The organism is Nocardia sp. NPDC056100 (genome assembly GCF_042266325.1).
Classification (GTDB): domain Bacteria; phylum Actinomycetota; class Actinomycetes; order Mycobacteriales; family Mycobacteriaceae; genus Nocardia.
On sequence record NZ_JBHJVY010000004.1, the window covers coordinates 1,166,572 to 1,184,139 of the forward strand.

At 66.4% G+C, this 17,568-nt stretch carries 16 protein-coding genes; 9 read left to right on the plus strand and 7 right to left on the minus strand.

What is annotated here, in order from left to right:
- The first annotated feature begins 53 nt into the window (after positions 1-53).
- Positions 54-956 carry an NAD(+) diphosphatase gene (nudC, locus tag ACFC0O_RS35775; RefSeq protein WP_375965968.1) on the plus strand — a complete coding sequence of 301 codons (903 nt, stop codon included), beginning with the start codon at positions 54-56 and terminating at the stop codon, positions 954-956.
- A 72-nt stretch (positions 957-1,028) separates the two neighbouring features.
- Here nudC and ACFC0O_RS35780 read toward each other — a convergent pair whose 3' ends face one another.
- The gene (locus ACFC0O_RS35780; RefSeq protein ID WP_364639400.1) at positions 1,029-1,280 is read right to left on the minus strand and encodes a mycoredoxin; all 252 of its coding nucleotides are present in this window, start codon (positions 1,278-1,280) and stop codon (positions 1,029-1,031) included.
- A 93-nt stretch (positions 1,281-1,373) separates the two neighbouring features.
- Between ACFC0O_RS35780 and ACFC0O_RS35785 the strand changes: the two genes are divergently transcribed.
- Genes ACFC0O_RS35785 through ACFC0O_RS35795 form a run of 3 tightly spaced genes read left to right on the plus strand, consistent with a single transcriptional unit; the run spans position 1,374 to position 2,673 of the window.
- On the plus strand, positions 1,374-1,793 hold the full coding sequence (locus tag ACFC0O_RS35785; protein ID WP_375965971.1) for a hypothetical protein: 420 nt from the start codon (positions 1,374-1,376) through the stop codon (positions 1,791-1,793).
- Positions 1,790-2,212: an EVE domain-containing protein gene (locus ACFC0O_RS35790; protein WP_375965974.1), complete on the plus strand. Its 423-nt coding sequence runs from the start codon at positions 1,790-1,792 to the stop codon at positions 2,210-2,212. Before ACFC0O_RS35785 ends, ACFC0O_RS35790 begins: the two co-directional genes overlap by 4 nt.
- Positions 2,209-2,673, plus strand: coding sequence for a MarR family transcriptional regulator (locus ACFC0O_RS35795; protein ID WP_364639390.1), 465 nt, complete (start codon positions 2,209-2,211; stop codon positions 2,671-2,673). The genes ACFC0O_RS35790 and ACFC0O_RS35795 overlap by 4 nt, the downstream gene beginning before the upstream one ends.
- Positions 2,674-2,684: 11 nt before the next feature.
- Here the strand turns inward: ACFC0O_RS35795 and ACFC0O_RS35800 are convergent, their stop codons facing one another.
- The gene (locus ACFC0O_RS35800; protein WP_375965976.1) at positions 2,685-3,896 is read right to left on the minus strand and encodes a low temperature requirement protein A; all 1,212 of its coding nucleotides are present in this window, start codon (positions 3,894-3,896) and stop codon (positions 2,685-2,687) included.
- 101 nt (positions 3,897-3,997) lie between these two features.
- On the opposite strand from ACFC0O_RS35800, the gene ACFC0O_RS35805 reads away from it, so the two are divergent.
- The 3 genes from ACFC0O_RS35805 to ACFC0O_RS35815 all read left to right on the plus strand — a co-directional run bounded on the left by ACFC0O_RS35805 (position 3,998) and on the right by ACFC0O_RS35815 (position 7,143).
- Positions 3,998-6,142 (plus strand): ATP-dependent DNA helicase UvrD2, encoded by a 2,145-nt coding sequence (locus ACFC0O_RS35805; RefSeq protein ID WP_375965978.1) that lies wholly within the window; start codon positions 3,998-4,000, stop codon positions 6,140-6,142.
- Positions 6,143-6,326: 184 nt separating this feature from the next.
- Positions 6,327-6,692, plus strand: a complete 366-nt coding sequence (locus ACFC0O_RS35810) for a hypothetical protein (protein ID WP_375965980.1) — start codon at positions 6,327-6,329, stop codon at positions 6,690-6,692.
- Positions 6,693-6,891: 199 nt separating this feature from the next.
- Positions 6,892-7,143: a WhiB family transcriptional regulator gene (locus tag ACFC0O_RS35815; protein WP_375336031.1), complete on the plus strand. Its 252-nt coding sequence runs from the start codon at positions 6,892-6,894 to the stop codon at positions 7,141-7,143.
- Positions 7,144-7,227: 84 nt separating this feature from the next.
- On the opposite strand, the gene ACFC0O_RS35820 is transcribed toward ACFC0O_RS35815, so the two are convergent.
- From ACFC0O_RS35820 to ACFC0O_RS35830, 3 genes are all read right to left on the minus strand, one after another.
- Entirely contained in the window at positions 7,228-8,613 is a 1,386-nt protein-coding gene (locus tag ACFC0O_RS35820) for an AarF/UbiB family protein (RefSeq protein ID WP_364640428.1), read from the minus strand.
- 44 nt (positions 8,614-8,657) lie between these two features.
- Entirely contained in the window at positions 8,658-9,599 is a 942-nt protein-coding gene (locus ACFC0O_RS35825) for a hypothetical protein (protein ID WP_375965983.1), read from the minus strand.
- A 124-nt stretch (positions 9,600-9,723) separates the two neighbouring features.
- Positions 9,724-11,166, minus strand: a complete 1,443-nt coding sequence (locus ACFC0O_RS35830) for a zinc-dependent metalloprotease (RefSeq protein WP_375965986.1) — start codon at positions 11,164-11,166, stop codon at positions 9,724-9,726.
- An 85-nt stretch (positions 11,167-11,251) separates the two neighbouring features.
- On the opposite strand from ACFC0O_RS35830, the gene ACFC0O_RS35835 reads away from it, so the two are divergent.
- Positions 11,252-12,277 (plus strand): PDZ domain-containing protein, encoded by a 1,026-nt coding sequence (locus tag ACFC0O_RS35835; RefSeq protein WP_375965989.1) that lies wholly within the window; start codon positions 11,252-11,254, stop codon positions 12,275-12,277.
- A gap of 94 nt (positions 12,278-12,371) precedes the next feature.
- Here ACFC0O_RS35835 and ACFC0O_RS35840 read toward each other — a convergent pair whose 3' ends face one another.
- Complete coding sequence (locus ACFC0O_RS35840; protein WP_375965991.1) at positions 12,372-12,974, minus strand: PPA1309 family protein; 603 nt, start codon at positions 12,972-12,974, stop codon at positions 12,372-12,374.
- 176 nt (positions 12,975-13,150) lie between these two features.
- Between ACFC0O_RS35840 and ACFC0O_RS35845 the strand changes: the two genes are divergently transcribed.
- On the plus strand, positions 13,151-16,144 hold the full coding sequence (locus tag ACFC0O_RS35845; protein WP_375965993.1) for a UPF0182 family protein: 2,994 nt from the start codon (positions 13,151-13,153) through the stop codon (positions 16,142-16,144).
- A gap of 263 nt (positions 16,145-16,407) precedes the next feature.
- On the opposite strand, the gene ACFC0O_RS35850 is transcribed toward ACFC0O_RS35845, so the two are convergent.
- Complete coding sequence (locus ACFC0O_RS35850; protein WP_375965995.1) at positions 16,408-17,451, minus strand: Lrp/AsnC family transcriptional regulator; 1,044 nt, start codon at positions 17,449-17,451, stop codon at positions 16,408-16,410.
- Between the last annotated feature and the right edge of the window lie 117 nt (positions 17,452-17,568).

Consider the following 17,568-nt stretch of genomic DNA (forward strand, 5'->3'; position numbering starts at 1 on the left):
TCTTCATGATCGCAATCACGTGTCCCGCAACCTGATACGACTAGTCTCGGTATGTGTCTTTCCAGCTGAACGCGGTTCCGGTCCTGTCACGCAGCACGCTCGATCGCGCGGAGCATCTGCGCGCCGATGAGCAGGCCCTGAAAGAGGGCTGGGCGCAGGCCAAACTGCTACGGATGAACAAGCGCGGGCAGGTCCGCGTGGACAGCGGCGCGGTGGTGCTGGACGCCGCCACCACCCTCGCCGCCGACCCCGCCCCCGACGCGGTCTTCCTCGGCGTCGACGGCGACACCCACCTGTGGGCGGTCCGCGATGACGCCATCGACGGCGAACTCGCCGATCTGCGCGCCTTCGGCAGCACCCTCGAACTCGACGATTTCAGCACCGGCCTGCTCTCCACCGCCATCGCCCTGCTGAATTGGCATGGCAGAGCCGGTTACAGCGCCGCCGACGGCACCCCGACCCGCGTCACCGCGGGCGGCTGGTCCCGCACCAGCGAATCCGGGTTCGAGGAATTCCCGCGCATCGACCCGGCCATCATCTGCCTCATCCACGATGGCGGCGACCGCGTCCTGCTGGCGCGTCAGCACACCTGGCCCGAGGGCCTGTTCTCGCTGCTCGCGGGATTCGTCGAGGCCGGTGAATCGCTCGAGCGCTGCGTCGAACGCGAATTGCGCGAGGAGGTCGGCGTCGATGTCACCGATATCCGCTACCTGGGCAGTCAGCCCTGGCCGTTCCCGCGCTCGCTCATGCTCGGTTTCAGCGCCGTCGCCGATCCGGAACAGCCGGTGACCTTCCACGACGGCGAGATCGCCGAGGCGCACTGGTTCACCCGCGCCGAGGTGATCGAGGCGCTGGCCGCCGGTGCGTGGGGTGCGAAGACCGATGCGCGCCTGCTGCTCCCGGGTTCCATCTCGATTGCCCGCACCATTGTCGAATCCTGGGCCGCCGCAAGCTGATTCGCGCCGCACCCGGAACGAGAACAAGCCGTACATCCCCCGGATGTACGGCTTGCGCCCTATGCGGCCTACTCAGCTGATGTCAGCGAGCGCCTTCTTGACCTGCGCCAGGCTCGGGTTCGTCGCGGTCGAACCATCGCTGTACTTGATGGTCGGCACCACGTGGTTGCCGTTGTTGACGCTGCCCACGAATTCGGCGGCATCCGGATTCTCTTCGATATCGATCACCGTGTAGGTGATGCCGGCCTCGTCGAGCTGGGTCTTCAACCGGCGGCAGTAGCCGCACCAGGTCGTCGAGTACATGGTCAGGTCTTTTGCAGTCACGGTCTGTGCAACGTGACCCGCTTCGATCGTGTTCCCCCCGGTCTTCCGAGATCAGGGGTTGACGGAGATTTAGTATGCGCGCATACTAAATCCATGAACTTCATCGCACAGGCCACCGCCACTTCCACCGCCGCTCCCGCCGCCTTCTTCGCCAAATGGGCCGATATGGCCACCTGGCCGGAGTGGAACAACGACACCGAATGGGTGAAACTCGACGGCCCCTTCGTCCAGGGCGCGACCGGAACCCTCAAGCCCAAGGGCGGCCCGAAGGTCGGGTTCGTGGTCGAAAAGCTGACCGATACCGAATTCATCGATGTGTCCAAGCTCATCGGCGCCCGGCTCGTTTTCGCGCACACCGTCAGCGTCGAGGACAGGACCACCGTCTCGGTCCAGGTCTCCATCGACGGCCCGCTGCGCTGGTTCTGGACCAAGATCATGGGCGCCGATCTCGCCAAATCCGCCCAGCCCGACCTGAACGCGCTGGTCGCCGCCGCCGAGGCGGTGCGGGCATGAGGCGGTACTGGCTCGCCGTGGTCTCCCGCGACCACGTGCACCGCGGCATGGAACTCGGTATCGCACAGGCCAATCACGGCAAACGCGCCGCCGTCGAACGAATGGCGGCCGGTGACGGACTCGTCTACTACTCACCGCGGACCGGCATGCGCGAAGGCGAACCGGTCCGCGCCTTCACCGCCCTGGCCACCATCGACGACCGCCCGGCCTGGCAGGCCGAAGACCAGGGCGGCTGCTTCCGCCCCTGGCGGCGCGCCGTCAGCTACGACCGCGACGCCAGGCAGATCCCGATCGACGACCTGCGCGGCGAACTCGACCTCACCAGCGTCCCCAACTGGGGCATCGTGCTCCGGCGCGGTCTGGTGGAACTGACCGCCCACGATTTCGAGGCCATCTCCCGCGCTATGGTCGGGCGGTGACGGCGCGCAATGAGCTGCATACCGATTTCGGTGATGCCGATGAAAGTCCGGGCCTGTTGCTCTGGCAGGTGACCAACCGCTGGCAGGCCGCCCAGCGCGCCGCCCTCGCGCCCTTCGACCTGACCCACGTGCAATTCGTGCTGCTGGCCTCGCTCACCTGGCTCACCGGCGCATCCGGTGACGAACCGGTCATGCAGCGCGATCTGGCGGCGCACGCCGCGACCGACCCCATGATGACCTCGCAGGTGCTGCGCGCGCTCGAACAGAAGGGCCTGATCGAGCGCCGCGATCACCCCAGCGACCGTCGCGCCAAATCCCTGGTGCCGACGAAAACCGGTGTGGCACTGGTCAATCAGGCCATCGTCGCGGTCGAATCCTGCGACCGCGACTTCTTCGGCCCGCTGGGCGAGCGCACCGGCGCGTTCACCACCGCGCTGCGCCGCCTGCGCGACCGCGACTGAGAACGCAATCATCAAGGGGCGCTGCGCCACCTACCTTCCGAATGCGTCTGCCAGGCCAGCGACCACCCGATCAGCGCGAGAATGCCGTACACCAGCCCGAGCGGGCCGATATGCGGGGCGAATACGCCCAGCACCACCGCGACCAGCGTGCAGGGCAGGGGATAACCGAGCAGGGTCCGCCAGCCGGTCGGGCTGCGCAGCCCGCTCACCGCGAGCACGACGAAATACGCGATCGTGCCGCCGCACAGCACCCAGCCGATCCCCGGTGACACATGACTGTCCGCATGCTCGATGGTCATGCCCAATCCGGCGGCGATGGTGGCTATCGCACCGGTCACCATGCAGTGCGTGGCCATGACGTGCTGCCACGGCACCTGATCCGCCGCCTCCGTACCGCCCATCAGCCGCGGTATCGCACCGAATTTGAGCGTCAGCGCCCACAGCCCGGCCAGGATCAGGAACGCGCCCAGACCCAGGGCCAGCACGTGGAAATTCCATGCCGCCGAGCCGACGGCATTGATCGCCATGATGATGCCCTCGCCGAGCACGATGATCACGTACAGCCCGAGCCGCTCCCCGAGATGCTCCGGATTGGCATGCATCGCCGTGAGTTTCGGCAATTCGCGGCCGTCGAATCGCGGTGACTCCCGAATCCGCGACAGCCGCTTGTCGAATTCCTGCTGTGCCCCCGCCAGCATGCGCTCACCGGTGATCACGAACATCAGATACAGATCGATGGCCAGGCCCGCGGCCCAGAACCAGTACTTGCCCGGCTCACCCACCCACAGCGAGGCGATCCACGGGAACACGCCGACCGTCAGCTGGACGGTCGGAAAATCGACCACGATCCGCCCGCGCCCCCACACCTGCCCGATGACCAGCCGCACCACCACGTACACCGCCGCGAACGTGGTCGCATGCCGATCCGGCACCCCCGCCACCGCGGCCGCCATCACCCCCAACCCCAGCATCGCCGACAACATCAACACCGGATGCGTCCGATCGCCCGCGATATCCCCGTACAGCGTGATACATGCCCACACCAACCAAAACGCCAGGTAGAGCAGCACATACAGCACCACGTGCTCCAGCGAGGGCCCGCCGTGCAGCAGATGCGTCAACTGCCCGATTCCGGCCACCGCCACCAGATCGAAGAACAACTCCATCCACGACGCATGCCGATCATGCGTCACCTCACCCGTACCGGGCGCCTCATTCACCACGACGGCACGCTAACCCGGCAAAGCGCCCAATGCTCGGAAGCGGTGACACCAATTCGGACCGGGGAGCGCCGGTGGCGGGCGGGTTGTCGGAGGGCACTGTCATGATGGTGCGCGTGACTGCCGCCGCGACCCAGAAGCTCCGGCTCGACGATCTCGATGCCGAGCAGGCGGCGGCCGTGCGCGCGCCGCGCGGGCCGGTATGCGTCCTAGCCGGCGCGGGGACGGGCAAGACGCGCACGATCACGCATCGGATCGGGCATCTGGTGTCGGCGGGGCATGTGCGGGCGGATCAGGTGCTCGCGGTGACCTTCACCGCGCGGGCGGCGGGGGAGCTGCGGAGTCGGCTGCGGGCATTGGGACTCGGCGGGGAGGCCGGGCAGGTGCAGGCGCGCACGTTCCACGCGGCCGCGCTGCGGCAGCTGCGGTATTTCTGGCCGCAGGTTGTTGGGGATGTGCCGTGGAAGCTGCTGGACCGCAAGTTCCCGATCGTGGCGCAGGCCGCGCAGCGCGCCGGGCTGGCCAGTGACACCGATACGCTGCGCGATCTGACCAGCGAAATCGAATGGGCCAAGGGCTCACTCATCGCACCGGAGGATTACGCGACCGCCGTGGCGCGGTTGCAGCGCGACGCGCCTTTCGAGGCGTCGAAGGTCGCGGCGGTGTACTCCGGATACGAATCGCTCAAGACCACCGCCGACGGACTGCTACTCGATTTCGACGATCTGCTGCTGCACACCGCCGCCGCGCTCGAGGACTACACCTCGGTCGCGGAGGAATTCCGCGGTCGCTACCGCAGTTTCGTCGTCGACGAATATCAGGACGTCACACCGCTGCAGCAGCGCGTGCTCGACGCCTGGCTCGGTGAGCGCGACGATCTGACCGTCGTCGGTGACGCGAACCAGACCATCTACTCGTTCACCGGTGCGAGTCCGGCCTTCCTGCTGGACTTTTCGCGCCGCTTCCCGGACGCCACCGTGATCCGCCTGGAGCGCGACTACCGCTCCACCCCGCAGGTCGTCTCGCTCGCCAACCGGGTGATCGGCGCGGCACGCGGCCGCATCGCGGGCACCCGCCTACAGCTGATCGGCCAGCGCCCGGACGGTCCGGAACCGTCCTTCGCCGAATACGACGATGAGCCCGCCGAGGCCGCGGCCGTTGCCAATTCGATCTCGAAGCTGCTCGGCAAGGGCGTGCCCGCCGCCGAGATCGCGGTGCTCTACCGCATCAACGCCCAATCCGAGGCCTACGAGCAGGCGCTCACCGAGGCCGGCATTCCGTACCAGGTGCGCGGCGGTGAGGGCTTCTTCAACCGCACCGATGTGCGCCAGGCCGTACAGGCGCTGCGCCAGGCGGCCGCCCGCGATGACCTCCCCGACGCCCGCGGCCCCGAACTGGTGAATCTGGTGCGCGCGGTACTGGCCCGCCTCGGTCTCACCGCCGAGGAACCCGTCGGCGTGCAGGCCCGCGAGCGCTGGTCCGCGCTCATGGCCCTGGTCAATCTCACCGAGGAACTCGGCGCGCACGAACCCGAACTCGACTTCGGCGGCCTGCTGCGCGAGCTCGCCGCCCGCGCCGAGGCCCGGCACCCACCGACCGTGCAGGGCGTCACCCTGGCCTCGCTGCACGCCGCCAAGGGCCTGGAATGGGATGCCGTCTATCTGGTCGGCCTGGCCGACGGCACCATGCCGATCCAGCACGTCCTGGGTCACGACGGTGCCGTCGCCGATGAGGCGGCCCTGGAGGAAGAGCGCCGACTGCTCTACGTGGGTGTCACCCGCGCCCGCGAACATCTCCAATTGTCCTGGGCGCTGGCCCGATCCGAGGGCGGACGCAAGGTGCGCCGCCGCTCCCGCTTCCTGATCGGCCTGGTGCCCGACGACTCCCCGGCCTCGCGCATTGCGCCGAGCACCACCGATCGGCCCGGCCCCAAGCGCGTGCACCCCACCTGCCGGGTCTGCGGCCGCCCGCTGCTCAATACCCAGGCGACCATGCTCGGCCGCTGCAATCGCTGCCCCGCGGATATCGACACCGAACTGCTGGCCGCGCTCCAGGAATGGCGTAAGGACAAGGCGGAGGCCCTGTCCCTACCGCATTTCGTGGTCTTCAGCGACACCACGCTGACCGCCATCGCCGAACAGCGACCGGCCGATGACCGGGCGCTCGTCGCCATCCCGGGCATCGGCGCGAAGAAGCTCCAGACCTACGGCGCGGACGTACTGGCTATCGTCCGGGCCCGGCAGCGGTGAGCGCGCGACCCGAACGGGTTGTCACGCTTCACTTCTGAATCGGAGTGCGCAAGACCGCAAAACTGCTGGTCAAAAATAGGTTGTGCGCATCTGTATATCTACTTAGGGTGGTCTCATGCACACGGGAGGAATCCCGACGCGCATAGGTACTTATCGGCTACGAGAGCAGGAGGGAGGCAGACCAATGAACGGCATCGTGAACACCGCATCTGTCCGGACAATGTCCGGTGATTTGGCGACGGTTTCGACCGTCTCCGTCATGTCCGCCTCCCGGGGGATCCTCGCTACGCAGGGGATTCGTCTGTCCGGTTTCGTCGGTGATCTTGGTCTTCAGGGTTTTGCAACCAAAACCCAAGCGGCAGAGCAGATCGTCATGAAGCAGGACAAGCCCGAGGGCAGCTGGCACCCGGCAGTCGCGTATGCGGCTACCGATGCCTTCGCAGCGGAAGCCGGAGTCAATCCGGTGCATCTGCTGCCGGCAGCCAGCCGCCCCCGCAACATCCACCTCGCGACCGTGAACAGGAGTCGACACCGAAGTCGACTCAGGTAAGGGATAACTCCCAGACCATCTGGCCACGGATCGCCTAAGAAGCGAAACCGTGGCCATAGTTATATCGGCCTCCGCCATACGGCACCGGTTTCGCTTCACAACACCGAAACGACCGCTGCACGAGAAGGAGACCGACGTGTCCACCACGGTTACCCGTGACCGCGTGACATGCCGCAACACCGTGGCCTCGACTCCCCGCATCCGCCGGGGCGCCACGATGTCCGTACCTTGCCGAGATGGCAACCCTGATCTCTGGTTCGCCGAGAGCCCGGCTCAGCTGGAAGAGGCCAAGACGCTCTGCGCGGCTTGCCCGATCCGGCAGGGCTGCCTGTCCGCCGCCATCGACCGCGCCGAGCCCTGGGGCGTCTGGGGCGGCGAGATCTTCGATCAGGGTGTTGTCATTGCCCGTAAGCGCCCGCGTGGGCGTCCGCGCAAGGTCGCGGTGGCATGATCGGCCTGAGCGCCGGGGGTGAAAAAGAACGCATACGACCCGCTTACTTCTTCGTAAGCGGGTCGTTTTGCGTCCGAAGGGTTTTCAGCTAGCGGTGCGGTATTCCTTGTAGCCGGGGACCCAATCCTGCATGAGCTTCATGAAGGGCAGTTCGGCATCGAGCTGGGCGCAGATGCCGATGGATCCGCCCAGTACGCGGAAGATCATCACGTGCTCGGCCGGAAGTTGCAGGGCGCGAGCGGTTTTCAGCATCTCCTGATTGGAGATATCGGTGGCCTTGCCCGCCACGCGCTGCATCCACTTACGGGTGAAGTGGAAGGTTTCGGTCTTGATGGGATCGGTGAACGGACGCAGGTAGTCCTGAATCTCCTGGTGCGTAACCTTTTTGCCGGGAATGACCCAGCCATTGGTGGTCATCAGCTCGGTCAGTTCGTCGAAGCGCTCCTCGACCGCGAGCGCCACCATCTGGCCCAGCTCCGGCGGGAAGCCATTGGGCAGCGGGGCGCAGGCACCGTAGTCGATCACGGCAAGGCGGCCGTCCGGCATGACCATGAAATTGCCGGGATGCGGATCGGCGTGCAGCAGGCCCGCGATCGCCGGTGAGCTGAAATGGAATTCGCCCATCTGCGCGGCGACCCGATTGCGCAGTTCGACGGTGCCCGCCGGATCGGCCATACCGTCGGCGATGACCTTGGAGACCGGGGTCGCGTTATCCAGCCATTCGGTGACGATCACCTTGGGCGCGCTGGCCACCACCTTGGGCACCAGGAAACGCGCGTGCCCGTCGAAGGCCTTGGCGAACTGGCGCTGATGGCCGCCCTCGATGCGGTAGTCGAGTTCTTCCTCGGTGCGCTCGCTGATCTCGGCCAGTACCGGTTTGACGTCCGCGCCCGGAATGAGCGCGCCCATCATGCCAGCCATGCGATTGAGCGTTTTGAGATCCGCGCGCAGCGCCTCGTCCGCCCCCGGATACTGCACCTTCACCGCGACGACGCGCCCGTCCGACCAGACGGCCTTGTGCACCTGGCCGATACTGGCCGACGCGGTCGGCTCATCGTCGAATTCCTTGAAGCGTTGCCGCCAGCCGGTGCCCAGTTGCTGATCGAGCTGCCGGTGCACGGCGGCGGTCGGCATGGGCGGCGCGGCGGCCTGCAATTTGGTGAGGGCCTCGCGGTAGTGCTCACCGAATTCCTCGGGTACCGCCGCCTCGAAGACGGACAGCGCCTGCCCGAACTTCATCGCCCCGCCCTTGAGCTCACCCAGTACCGCGAACAATTGTTCGGCGGCCTTCTGGTTCAGCTCGGCATTGATCTCGGTCTTATCGCCCCCGGCCAGTTTGCGGCCGAAACCCACGGCCGCCCGCCCTGCGATGCCCAGTGGGATCTTCGCCAACTTGGCATTGCGGGAAGAGCGCTTGCTCACAATCTCTGACACGTTCCCATCATGCCGATGTCCCAGACGGTTCGCCATGGGAATCGGATGTAATCGCGGGTCCAGGGCTTTAGTGGTATCGGTCACAGCAACTCCGATTCGCTATCACGGGCAGCCGTGGGATCGGTGATGTCCGAATCGATTTCGCCGTTCGCGGGTGCGGCGGCGGCATCCGGATGGCCGTGCGCGGTGTCCAGGCAACCGCAGAGCGGATGGGCGGGCCAGTGCCGGGAATCCAGATGCGGGCGATCGAGATGCAATTCGAGGGTGGCATTCAGGGTGGCCGGTGCGAATTCGGCATCGCCGTGCGCGATGGTGTCGATCTCGTGCAGTGCGAGCGCCGCCGCTGCCGCGATACTCGCCGGGGTGGCCTGTCCGGCCCGGCCCAGCAATTGCGCGCTCAAATGCGGCCACTCCGGTTCCAGATCGCAGCGCAGTAGATCCGCGCAGCGCAGGCAACTGGATTCACCCGGCAGTACGAGCGGTCCGATCACCCCGTGCCCATCGCGAATTCGCACCTGCAGATGCGGAATGCGCTGCCGCATCAACTCGGCCACCAGTGCGGGATCCGGGACCAGGGCATCGGCGAGCACCACCAGATCGGGCCGTTCCAATCGCGTGCCCGGCGCGTGCCCGGGAAAGGAATGACTGGCCCGCAACCCGATTCGACCCAATCCCTCCAGCAATGCGTCCGAGAGCGGCCCGCGCCCATGCACCCGCACCCGCCGCAATCGCGACGGCGTTTCCGCGTCGATCAATAGTCCGGCCTCGGCCAAGCTATCCAATAGCGCCGAGGTGGATTCCCCCGAAAACCCCAATGCCCGTGCTTTACAAAGAATCTCGTCCTCCGGCCGCACCCCGTCCAGCAGCCGCAACAGCGCGGGCACCGCCTCGACCGGGCCCACCGGCCGCAGCAGCACCGCTTCCCCCGGAGTCCACCCCAACTGCACCAGCCCATTACGGCGCAGCAGCACCGTGACTCGCGGATCCAGCATCGGCCCATAAGTACGCGCAAGCGTGGTCATGCCCCAACCCTGCCCGCCCCCGGAACGGCGATAACCCTCGAAAACGCCTAACTACCAGCGCTTTCGAGGGTTATCCACAACTTTACGAAACGAGATCGAGCCTCGCCGGGGTTGGCTGAGGAGCTCAGGAGGCGGGCTTACCGCCCTCTCCCTCATCGTCGGTCGGCTGCTCCGGCTTGGTGGTGTCCACCGGCTTGTCCCCGCCCTCGGCGGCTTCCTTGGCGGCCCGCTCCCGTGCCTCGGTCTCCGCCAGCTGCGCCAGCGGATCGTCGAAAGCCGTTGTGCCGCCGCCGAGTACCGAATCGATGAAGCCCGCGGGGGCGTCCAGATCCGAGGAATCCGGCAGCAGATCCGGATGCGCCCAGATGCCGTCGCGCTGTTCGATGCCCGCGTCGGTGGTGAGCCGCCGCCACAGCGTGGCCGCCTCGCGCACCTTGCGCGGGCGCAATTCCAGGCCGACCAGGGTGGCGAAGGTCTGCTCCGCCGGTCCGCCGGTGGCACGGCGGCGGCGCAGGGTCTCCGCGAGCGCGCCCGCACCCGGCAGCCGATCGCCGACGGCATCGGTGACCACGGTCTCGACCCAGCCCTCGATCAGCGCGAGCAGGGTTTCCAGCCGATCCAGCGCGGCCTGCTGCTCGGGGGTGGTCTGCGGTTCGAAGGTGCCCTGTGCGAGCAGTTCCTCCAGCTTGGACGGGTCCTGGGCCAGGGTCATCGGATCGAGTCCGGCCGCGGCCTGTTCGATGGCCGAGAAATCCATCTTGATGCCGCGCGCGTAATCCTCGACCGCGCCCAGCACCTGCTGGCGCAGCCACGGCACATGCGCGAACAGTCGCTGATGCGCGACCTCGCGGGCGGCCAGGTAGACCAGGATCTCGCTCTCGGGCTGTTCCAGTCCGGCGCTGAATTCGGAGATCGCCGCGGGCAGCAGCGCCGCGGTGCCGGCCGGGCCGAGCGGCAGGCCGATATCGGTGGAGGTCAGCACCTCCTTGGCGAGCTGGCCGAGCGCGGAACCCAGCTGCGAACCGAAGGCGAGCCCGCCCATCTGCCCGAGCATGCCCATCATGGGCGCGGCGAATTCCTTGGCCTCGGCGGGCAGGGTCGCGGTCCACATGCCCGAAACCTGTTCGGCCACCGGATCACACAGCCGCTTCCAGGTCGGCAGCGTCTCCTCGATCCAGTCATTGGCGGTCCAGGCCACGGTCTTGGTCGCGCCCGCGGGCAGCGTGGTGACCGGGTCCAGCCAGAGTTCGGCCAGATGCGAGGCATCGGCGACCGCGCGCTGCGCGCCCTCGGTCACCGGGGTGACGCTGGAACCGAGCTGCTGGCGAGCCAGCCGCTTGGCGAGGTCGTAATTGACCGGACCGGATTGCGCGCCCGGCTGGCCCATGGTGCTGAACATCTGACCCAGCTGACTGAGCATCTGGCCGAGTTGCGAGGGATCGAATCCGCCGCCGCCCGGACCACCGAATCCGAACGGGTTGTTCGCACCGGAACCGCTGGACTCGTCGCCGGGCTTGCGCTCCGGGTCGTCGTCGCGATTCGAGAATCCGAACGGCATATCACTCATGGCTTCTACGGTACTGGAGCCTCCGATGGGGCGAACCGCCGAGCGGAACGCGGCAATCGGGGGCATCACCAGTACCCTTGGCCGCGTGAACCGTCGGATATTCACCCTGCTCGCCGCCCTGATCCCCATTTTGGTGCTGGGAATCATCGGCAGTGTCGTCACCGTCCCGTTCGTGGCACTCGGACCTGGGCCGACATTCAACACGCTGGGCGAAGTGAATGGAAAACAGGTCGTTGAGGTGCGGGGAGCCGCGGTCGATCCGACCGCGGGCAATCTGAATATGACCACGGTCTCCGTTCGCGATCAGCTGAATATCTTCGAGGCATTCGGGCTGTGGCTCGATGGTCAGCACGGTCTGGTGCCGCGTGCCGAGGTGTATCCGCCCGGAGTGTCGCGTGACGAGATAGACAAATCGAATCAACAGGACTTCAAGGATTCCGAAGACAATGCGGAATTGGCGGCCCTGCATTATCTGAAGATGCCGACCGTGGTGCGGCTGCGCGCGGTCACCGAGGACGGGCCCGCGAAGGATGTGCTGCGCAAGGGCGATGAATTGGTGAGCGTCGACGGCAAACCCATCGCCTCGTCCAAGGATGTGGTGGCGGCGGTGTCCGCGGCCAAACCCGGCAGCGCCATTCCGGTGGTGTTCCGCCGCGACGGCGCCGAGCAGCGCGCCGAGATCACCCTGGGCGCGCGCCCGGACGATTCCAACAAGGGCTATCTCGGCATCACGCCCGGCGAATTCGCCAGCGGTCCGATCCAGGTGGACTTCAACCTGGCCGAAATCGGCGGTCCCTCCGCCGGTCTCATGTTCACCCTGGCGCTCATCGACAAGCTCACCCCGGGCGAGCTCAGCGGCAATAAATTCGTCGCGGGCACCGGCACCATCGACCCGGACGGCAAGGTCGGCCCGATCGGCGGCATCCAGTACAAGATGATCGCCGCCCACGAGGCAGGCGCCCAGACCTTCCTGGTCCCCGCCGCCAACTGCAATGAGGCCGCCCAGCGCACCCCCGACGGTCTGCGCCTGGTCAAGGTCGAAAACCTCGCGGGCGCGGTCCAGGCGCTGGACGACATCAACGCGGGCAAGGAAACCCCCAGCTGCAGCTGACGAGGCTGCAATCCCCGATATGCGCCGTGCCCCACTGCCATCAGGCAGTGGGGCACGAATTGCTTTCAGCCCTCGGGCTACTCGGCCCGGGCGCTCAGTCCTCGGGCTCGTTGTCGAGCGTCTGTCTGACCGCCTCGACCAGGTTCGGAGCCAGGTTGGGGGCGGTGCGCAGGTCGAGGTCGCCGAAGGGGTCGTCCTCGTCCTCGGCGGGGCGGACCTGGAGCAGTGACAGTGCGGTGCCGTCGCGCAGGACGCCTACGAACAACCGCGCATCGCGGCGCTCCGGATGCGAGACCGCGGCCTGCCGGGCGGCCGAGTCGGCGGCGTCGGGATCGGCGAGCAGCGGTTCGATCGCGTCATCGAGGGTCTGCTCGGCATCGGGCGGCAGCACCACGATCTGCTGCACGAGCACGCAGCCTTCGACGGCGAGCGGCCAACTGGTGGTGGCCAGGAATTCGTCGAGCGCGCGCGGATGGTCGCCGTTGATGTCCTCCGGAAACGGCTCCTGCGCAATGGGAGTCAGGGCGTCCTTCTCGTCCACCTGATCCATCAGCGAGGGTTCGGCGGCGACCAGGTCCACCGTCGGTACCAGGGCGAACATTTGCGGGGGACGGTCCCAGCCCTCGCCGTCGACATACTCGGCGACTTCACGGATGCACCGGTACAGGGCGGACGCGGCCCACTGCTCAGGGTTCACCCCGCAATCCTCGCATCGAGATCTCGCGCTCTCGAGCCCGGGTGTTGGGCCGGATCCCGGGCGATTTACGTAGAGTGGGGCGCGAACGGTCCCCTGGGACCAACTCGCATCATCGGACTGCGGTGCACCGCCTGGTTTTTCCGGGCGGGCCTGCCGGACCCTGGGAGAGTGGCATCGTGGGCATGCGCCCCCCGACTGGCTTACCTTCGCTGTCACGCCGCAGCCGGATATTGCTGGTGACAGCACTGGCCCTGGCGGCATTGTTATTGGTCGGGCCGCGGCTCACCGACGCCTATACGAACTGGTTGTGGTTCGGCGAGGTCGGTTTCCGCGGTGTGTACCACCGGGTGCTGTTGACCCGCTTCCTACTGTTCCTGGTCGTCGCGCTGGTTGTCGGCGCGATCATCTGGCTGGCGCTGCTGCTGGCGTACCGCTCGCGACCGGTGTTCGTACCGGTCTCGGGGCCGGGCGATCCGATCGCGCGCTACCGCACCACCGTCATGAGCCGACTTCGGCTGTTCGGCATCGGGATTCCGCTGCTGATCGGTGTGCTGTCGGGTCTGGTGGCGCAATCGAGCTGGGCCACGGTGCAGTTGTTCCTGCACGGTGGCAAGTTCGGTGTGCAGGATCCGCAGTTCCATCTGGACATCGGGTTCTACACCTTCGATCTGCCGTTCTATCGGATGGTGCTGAACTGGCTGTTCGTCGCCGTGGTGATCGCGTTCTTCGCGAATCTGGTGACGCACTACGTGTTCGGCGGGCTGCGGCTGGCGGGTCGCGAGGGCACGCTGAGCACCGCCGCGCGCGTGCAGCTGGCGATTCTGGCCGGACTGTTCGTGCTGCTCAAGGCGATCGCGTACTGGTTCGACCGGTACGCGCTGCTGTCGAGTACGCGTAAGGAGCCGACCTTCACCGGTGGTTCTTACACCGATATCAACGCGGTGCTGCCCGCCAAGCTGATCCTGCTGTCCATCGCGGTGATCTGCGCGATCGCGTTCTTCGCCGGAGTCGTACTGCGCGACTTGCGGATTCCGGCCATGGCGGCGGCGCTGCTGGTGCTGTCCTCGGTACTGGTCGGCGCGGTGTGGCCGCTGCTGGTCGAGCAGTTCTCGGTGCGCCCGAACGCGGCCACCAAGGAGAGCGCGTATATCGAGCGCAATATCGAGGCCACGCGCGATGCGTACGGGCTCACGCCGGACAAGGTCGAATACACCAATTACAAGGGTGAGGCGACCACCGATCCGGTGACCAAACAGCCGGTCATGGTGCCGTCCGATCAGGCGACCATCAAGAACATCCGGCTGCTGGACCCGAACCTGTTGACGCAGACCTTCATTCAGCGCAATCAGCAGTTGCAGAACTTCTACGGTTTCCCGGATCCGCTGGATATCGATCGCTACACCATCAACGGTGAGATGAGCGATTACATCGTGGCGGCCCGAGAGTTGCAGCCGCAGAACCTGTCCGGCAACCAGACCGACTGGATCAACAAGCACACGGTCTACACGCACGGCAATGGTTTCGTCGCATCCCCGGCGAATCGGGTGAATCAGGCTCCGCCGAAGGACACCCAGCAGGCGCAGCAGTCCGCGGGCAGTGATTCCGGCGGCGGCTACGGCTATCCGGTGTTCAATGTCGGTGATCTGTCCACGGTGAGCGATCTGTTCACGCCCAAGGACAAGCAGGCCATCAAGCTGGATCAGCCGCGCATCTACTACGGCGAATTGATCTCCAAGGGCGATTCCGATTACGCCATCGTGGGCGGCAACAATCAGGCCCCGCGCGAATACGACACCCCCACCGATCAGTACACGTACTCCGGTTCGGGTGGCGTCTCGATCGGCAACTGGTTCAACCGGTTCGCGTTCGCGGCCAAGTACGCCGAGCGGAACATCCTGTTCTCCGGTGCGATCGGGTCGGATTCGAAGATCATCTTCAATCGCAATCCGCGTGATCGCGTCACCCAGGTCGCGCCGTGGCTGACCGCCGACGGCGATGTGTACCCGGCCGTGGTGGACGGGCGCATGCTCTGGATCGTGGACGCCTACACCACGCTCGACAATTACCCGTACGCCCAGCGCACCTCGCTGGACGGCGTGGTCGAGGACAGCATCGACCAGACCACCGGCCGGCTGCTGCCGCGCAAGGAGGTCTCGTACATCCGCAACTCGGTGAAGGCGACCGTCGACGCGTACGACGGCACCGTCACCCTGTACCAGGTGGACAAGACCGATCCGGTGCTCAAGGCGTGGAGCGGGGTGTTCCCGAACGCGGTGAAGCCGGAGAGCGCGATCAGCGCGGATCTGCGGGCGCACTTCCGGTATCCGGAGGATCTGTTCAAGGTGCAGCGCGAGATGCTCGCCAAGTACCACGTGGATGATCCGCGCGAGTTCTTCACCAATAACGCCTTCTGGTCGGTGCCGAACGATCCGACGCAGGAGGGTGCGGCCAGCGGTGCGCATCAACCGCCGTACTACGTGCTGGTGGGCGATCCGAAGACGAATAAGCCGACCTTCAACCTGACCAGCGTCATGGTCGGGTACAAGCGAAACTTCCTGTCCGCGTACATCCAGGCGCATTCGGATCCCGAGAACTACGGCAAGATAACCGTTTTGAAGTTGCCACCGGATTCACAGACGCCGGGGCCGGGCCAGACACAGACGTCCATGACGACGAACGATCAAGTGTCCAGGGACCGGAACCTGCTGACCGGCGGCAATGTCAACAAGATCAAATACGGCAATCTGCTGACGCTGCCCGTCGGTGACGGCGGCATCCTGTACGTCGAACCCTGGTATCTGGAACGCAATGCGGGCGGCCCGAATACACCGTCCTTCCCGCAGTTGGTGAAGGTGCTGGCCAGCTATCGGGACAAGGTCGGCTACGGCTCGACGGTCAAGGAAGCGCTCGAACAGGTGCTCCCGGGCACCGGCAGCGCCGCCACCGACCAGCCCAACCAGGCCTCCCCACCCCCGAACCAGGGGACAACTCCGCCCAATCAAGGGACGGTGACCCCACCGGCGGCCAATAAGGACGCCGCGGTCAAACAACTCGACGATGCGCTGCGCGCGGTCCAGGACGCCCAGAAGTCCGGCGACCTCGGCCAACTCGGCAAGGCATTGGAACAGTTGCAGACAGCGGTGAACGCCTACCAGAAGGCAGGCAACTGACCCACTGACCGCTGACCGAAAAGGCGCTGCCGTCGACAACGACGGCAGCGCCTTTTCCTTCGCCACCAGCACACGCCTCCGAGGCGCATCGGCGGACACCAGCCCCGTCATCCCGGCGCGCTTTTGGCCGGGATCCACTGAATCTCGTTGGAGTACAGGTGGTGTGGATCCCGGCCAAGGACACGCCGGGATGACGAAGGGGCTGTGCCGGACGTGGTGAGGGGGCTGTTGTGCCGGATGTGGTGAGGACCTTCGGGATTCGTTCAGCGGCGTCGGGCGGGCTGGTGCGCGAGGGTGGGCTGTGAGGTGGACTTCACCGTGGCGAGTACGGGTGTGGTCTCGAGGGTGTGGATGGCGTCGAACGCGCCGAGGCGCTGGGTCAGGTAGGTGTGCAGGCTGGCGGGGTCGGGGCAGAGCGCCTCGGCGATGAGGTTCGATTTGCCGGTGGTGGCGGCCAGGAAGGCCAATTCTTCATGCTGGGCAAGGGCTTTCGCGACGCGGTCTAGCTGGCTGGGAGCGACCGTGGCCCAGAGCAGCGCGCGGGTCGTGACACCGAGCCCACGATCGTCCACCTCCACATCGAAGTACAGCGCGCCGTCGGCTCGCAGCTCCGAAATACGCCGTGCCACAGTGGATTGCGACCATCCGGTGGTGTCGGCCAGGCGGGCCAACCCCGCTCGGCCGTCGGAGCGGAGAGCCGCGAGGAGTGATTCTTCCTCGGCCGTGACGGGGCGTCGCGCGGCAGTGCGCGATCCCGGTGCCATGGCTGAATTCTGCTGTGCCGCAGCGTGGATGTCGGGTTGCGCGTTGGAGTCGAGCCGCCGCCCCGCCAGCGCGAACTGCTGTGCCGCGTCGAGCACGGTGAGGCGACCCGGCCAGGCGGTGGGGCCGCCCAGATAGGTGTGCAGGACATAGTGTGCCGAGATCCCCGTGATCACCGAGGTGCGGGGGAGGTCGTGCAGGAGTAGCTCGGGCGTGCCGGACTCGGGGGCATCCACGATCAGGAAGATCTCGGTGCCGCCGGAGGTGAGCATGACCCAGGTCGTATCGGCGCGCTGGGCAAGGATTTCGGCGAGTTGACGGGATGCCGGGGGAGTCGTGGTGAGGCGCACCAGCCACTGCGTGGTCCCGGTGCGCGCGGGGTCAGCGAGGCCGACCACGCGCAACCCCGCCGTCTCGCGCAGGCGTGCGTAGCGGCGCGAGACGGTTTGGGTCGAGACGCCGAGCACCTCGCCGATCCGCTGGAAAGTGGCGCGCCCGTCGAGGTGCAGGGCGTGGATCAGTCCGCGGTCGATCTCATCCAGCATGGAAGAAATCATCGCATTCGCGGCTGATATGGAATATCTCCCCGATTCGAAGCTCCTTCATGGATGTTGCCCGGCGCTTGGAACAGGCTGGTTCCAGCGCGGTGATCAACCCCGCGA

Coding starts and splice junctions, on each gene's coding strand:
- ACFC0O_RS35785 (WP_375965971.1), top strand. CDS start 1,374: ATGAACTTCATCGCACAGGCCACCGCCACTTCCACCGCCGCTCCCGCC.
- ACFC0O_RS35810 (WP_375965980.1), top strand. CDS start 6,327: ATGAACGGCATCGTGAACACCGCATCTGTCCGGACAATGTCCGGTGAT.
- ACFC0O_RS35850 (WP_375965995.1), bottom strand. CDS start 17,451: ATGCTGGATGAGATCGACCGCGGACTGATCCACGCCCTGCACCTCGAC.
- ACFC0O_RS35825 (WP_375965983.1), bottom strand. CDS start 9,599: ATGACCACGCTTGCGCGTACTTATGGGCCGATGCTGGATCCGCGAGTC.
- ACFC0O_RS35820 (WP_364640428.1), bottom strand. CDS start 8,613: ATGGCGAACCGTCTGGGACATCGGCATGATGGGAACGTGTCAGAGATT.
- ACFC0O_RS35805 (WP_375965978.1), top strand. CDS start 3,998: ATGATGGTGCGCGTGACTGCCGCCGCGACCCAGAAGCTCCGGCTCGAC.
- ACFC0O_RS35830 (WP_375965986.1), bottom strand. CDS start 11,166: ATGAGTGATATGCCGTTCGGATTCTCGAATCGCGACGACGACCCGGAG.
- ACFC0O_RS35790 (WP_375965974.1), top strand. CDS start 1,790: ATGAGGCGGTACTGGCTCGCCGTGGTCTCCCGCGACCACGTGCACCGC.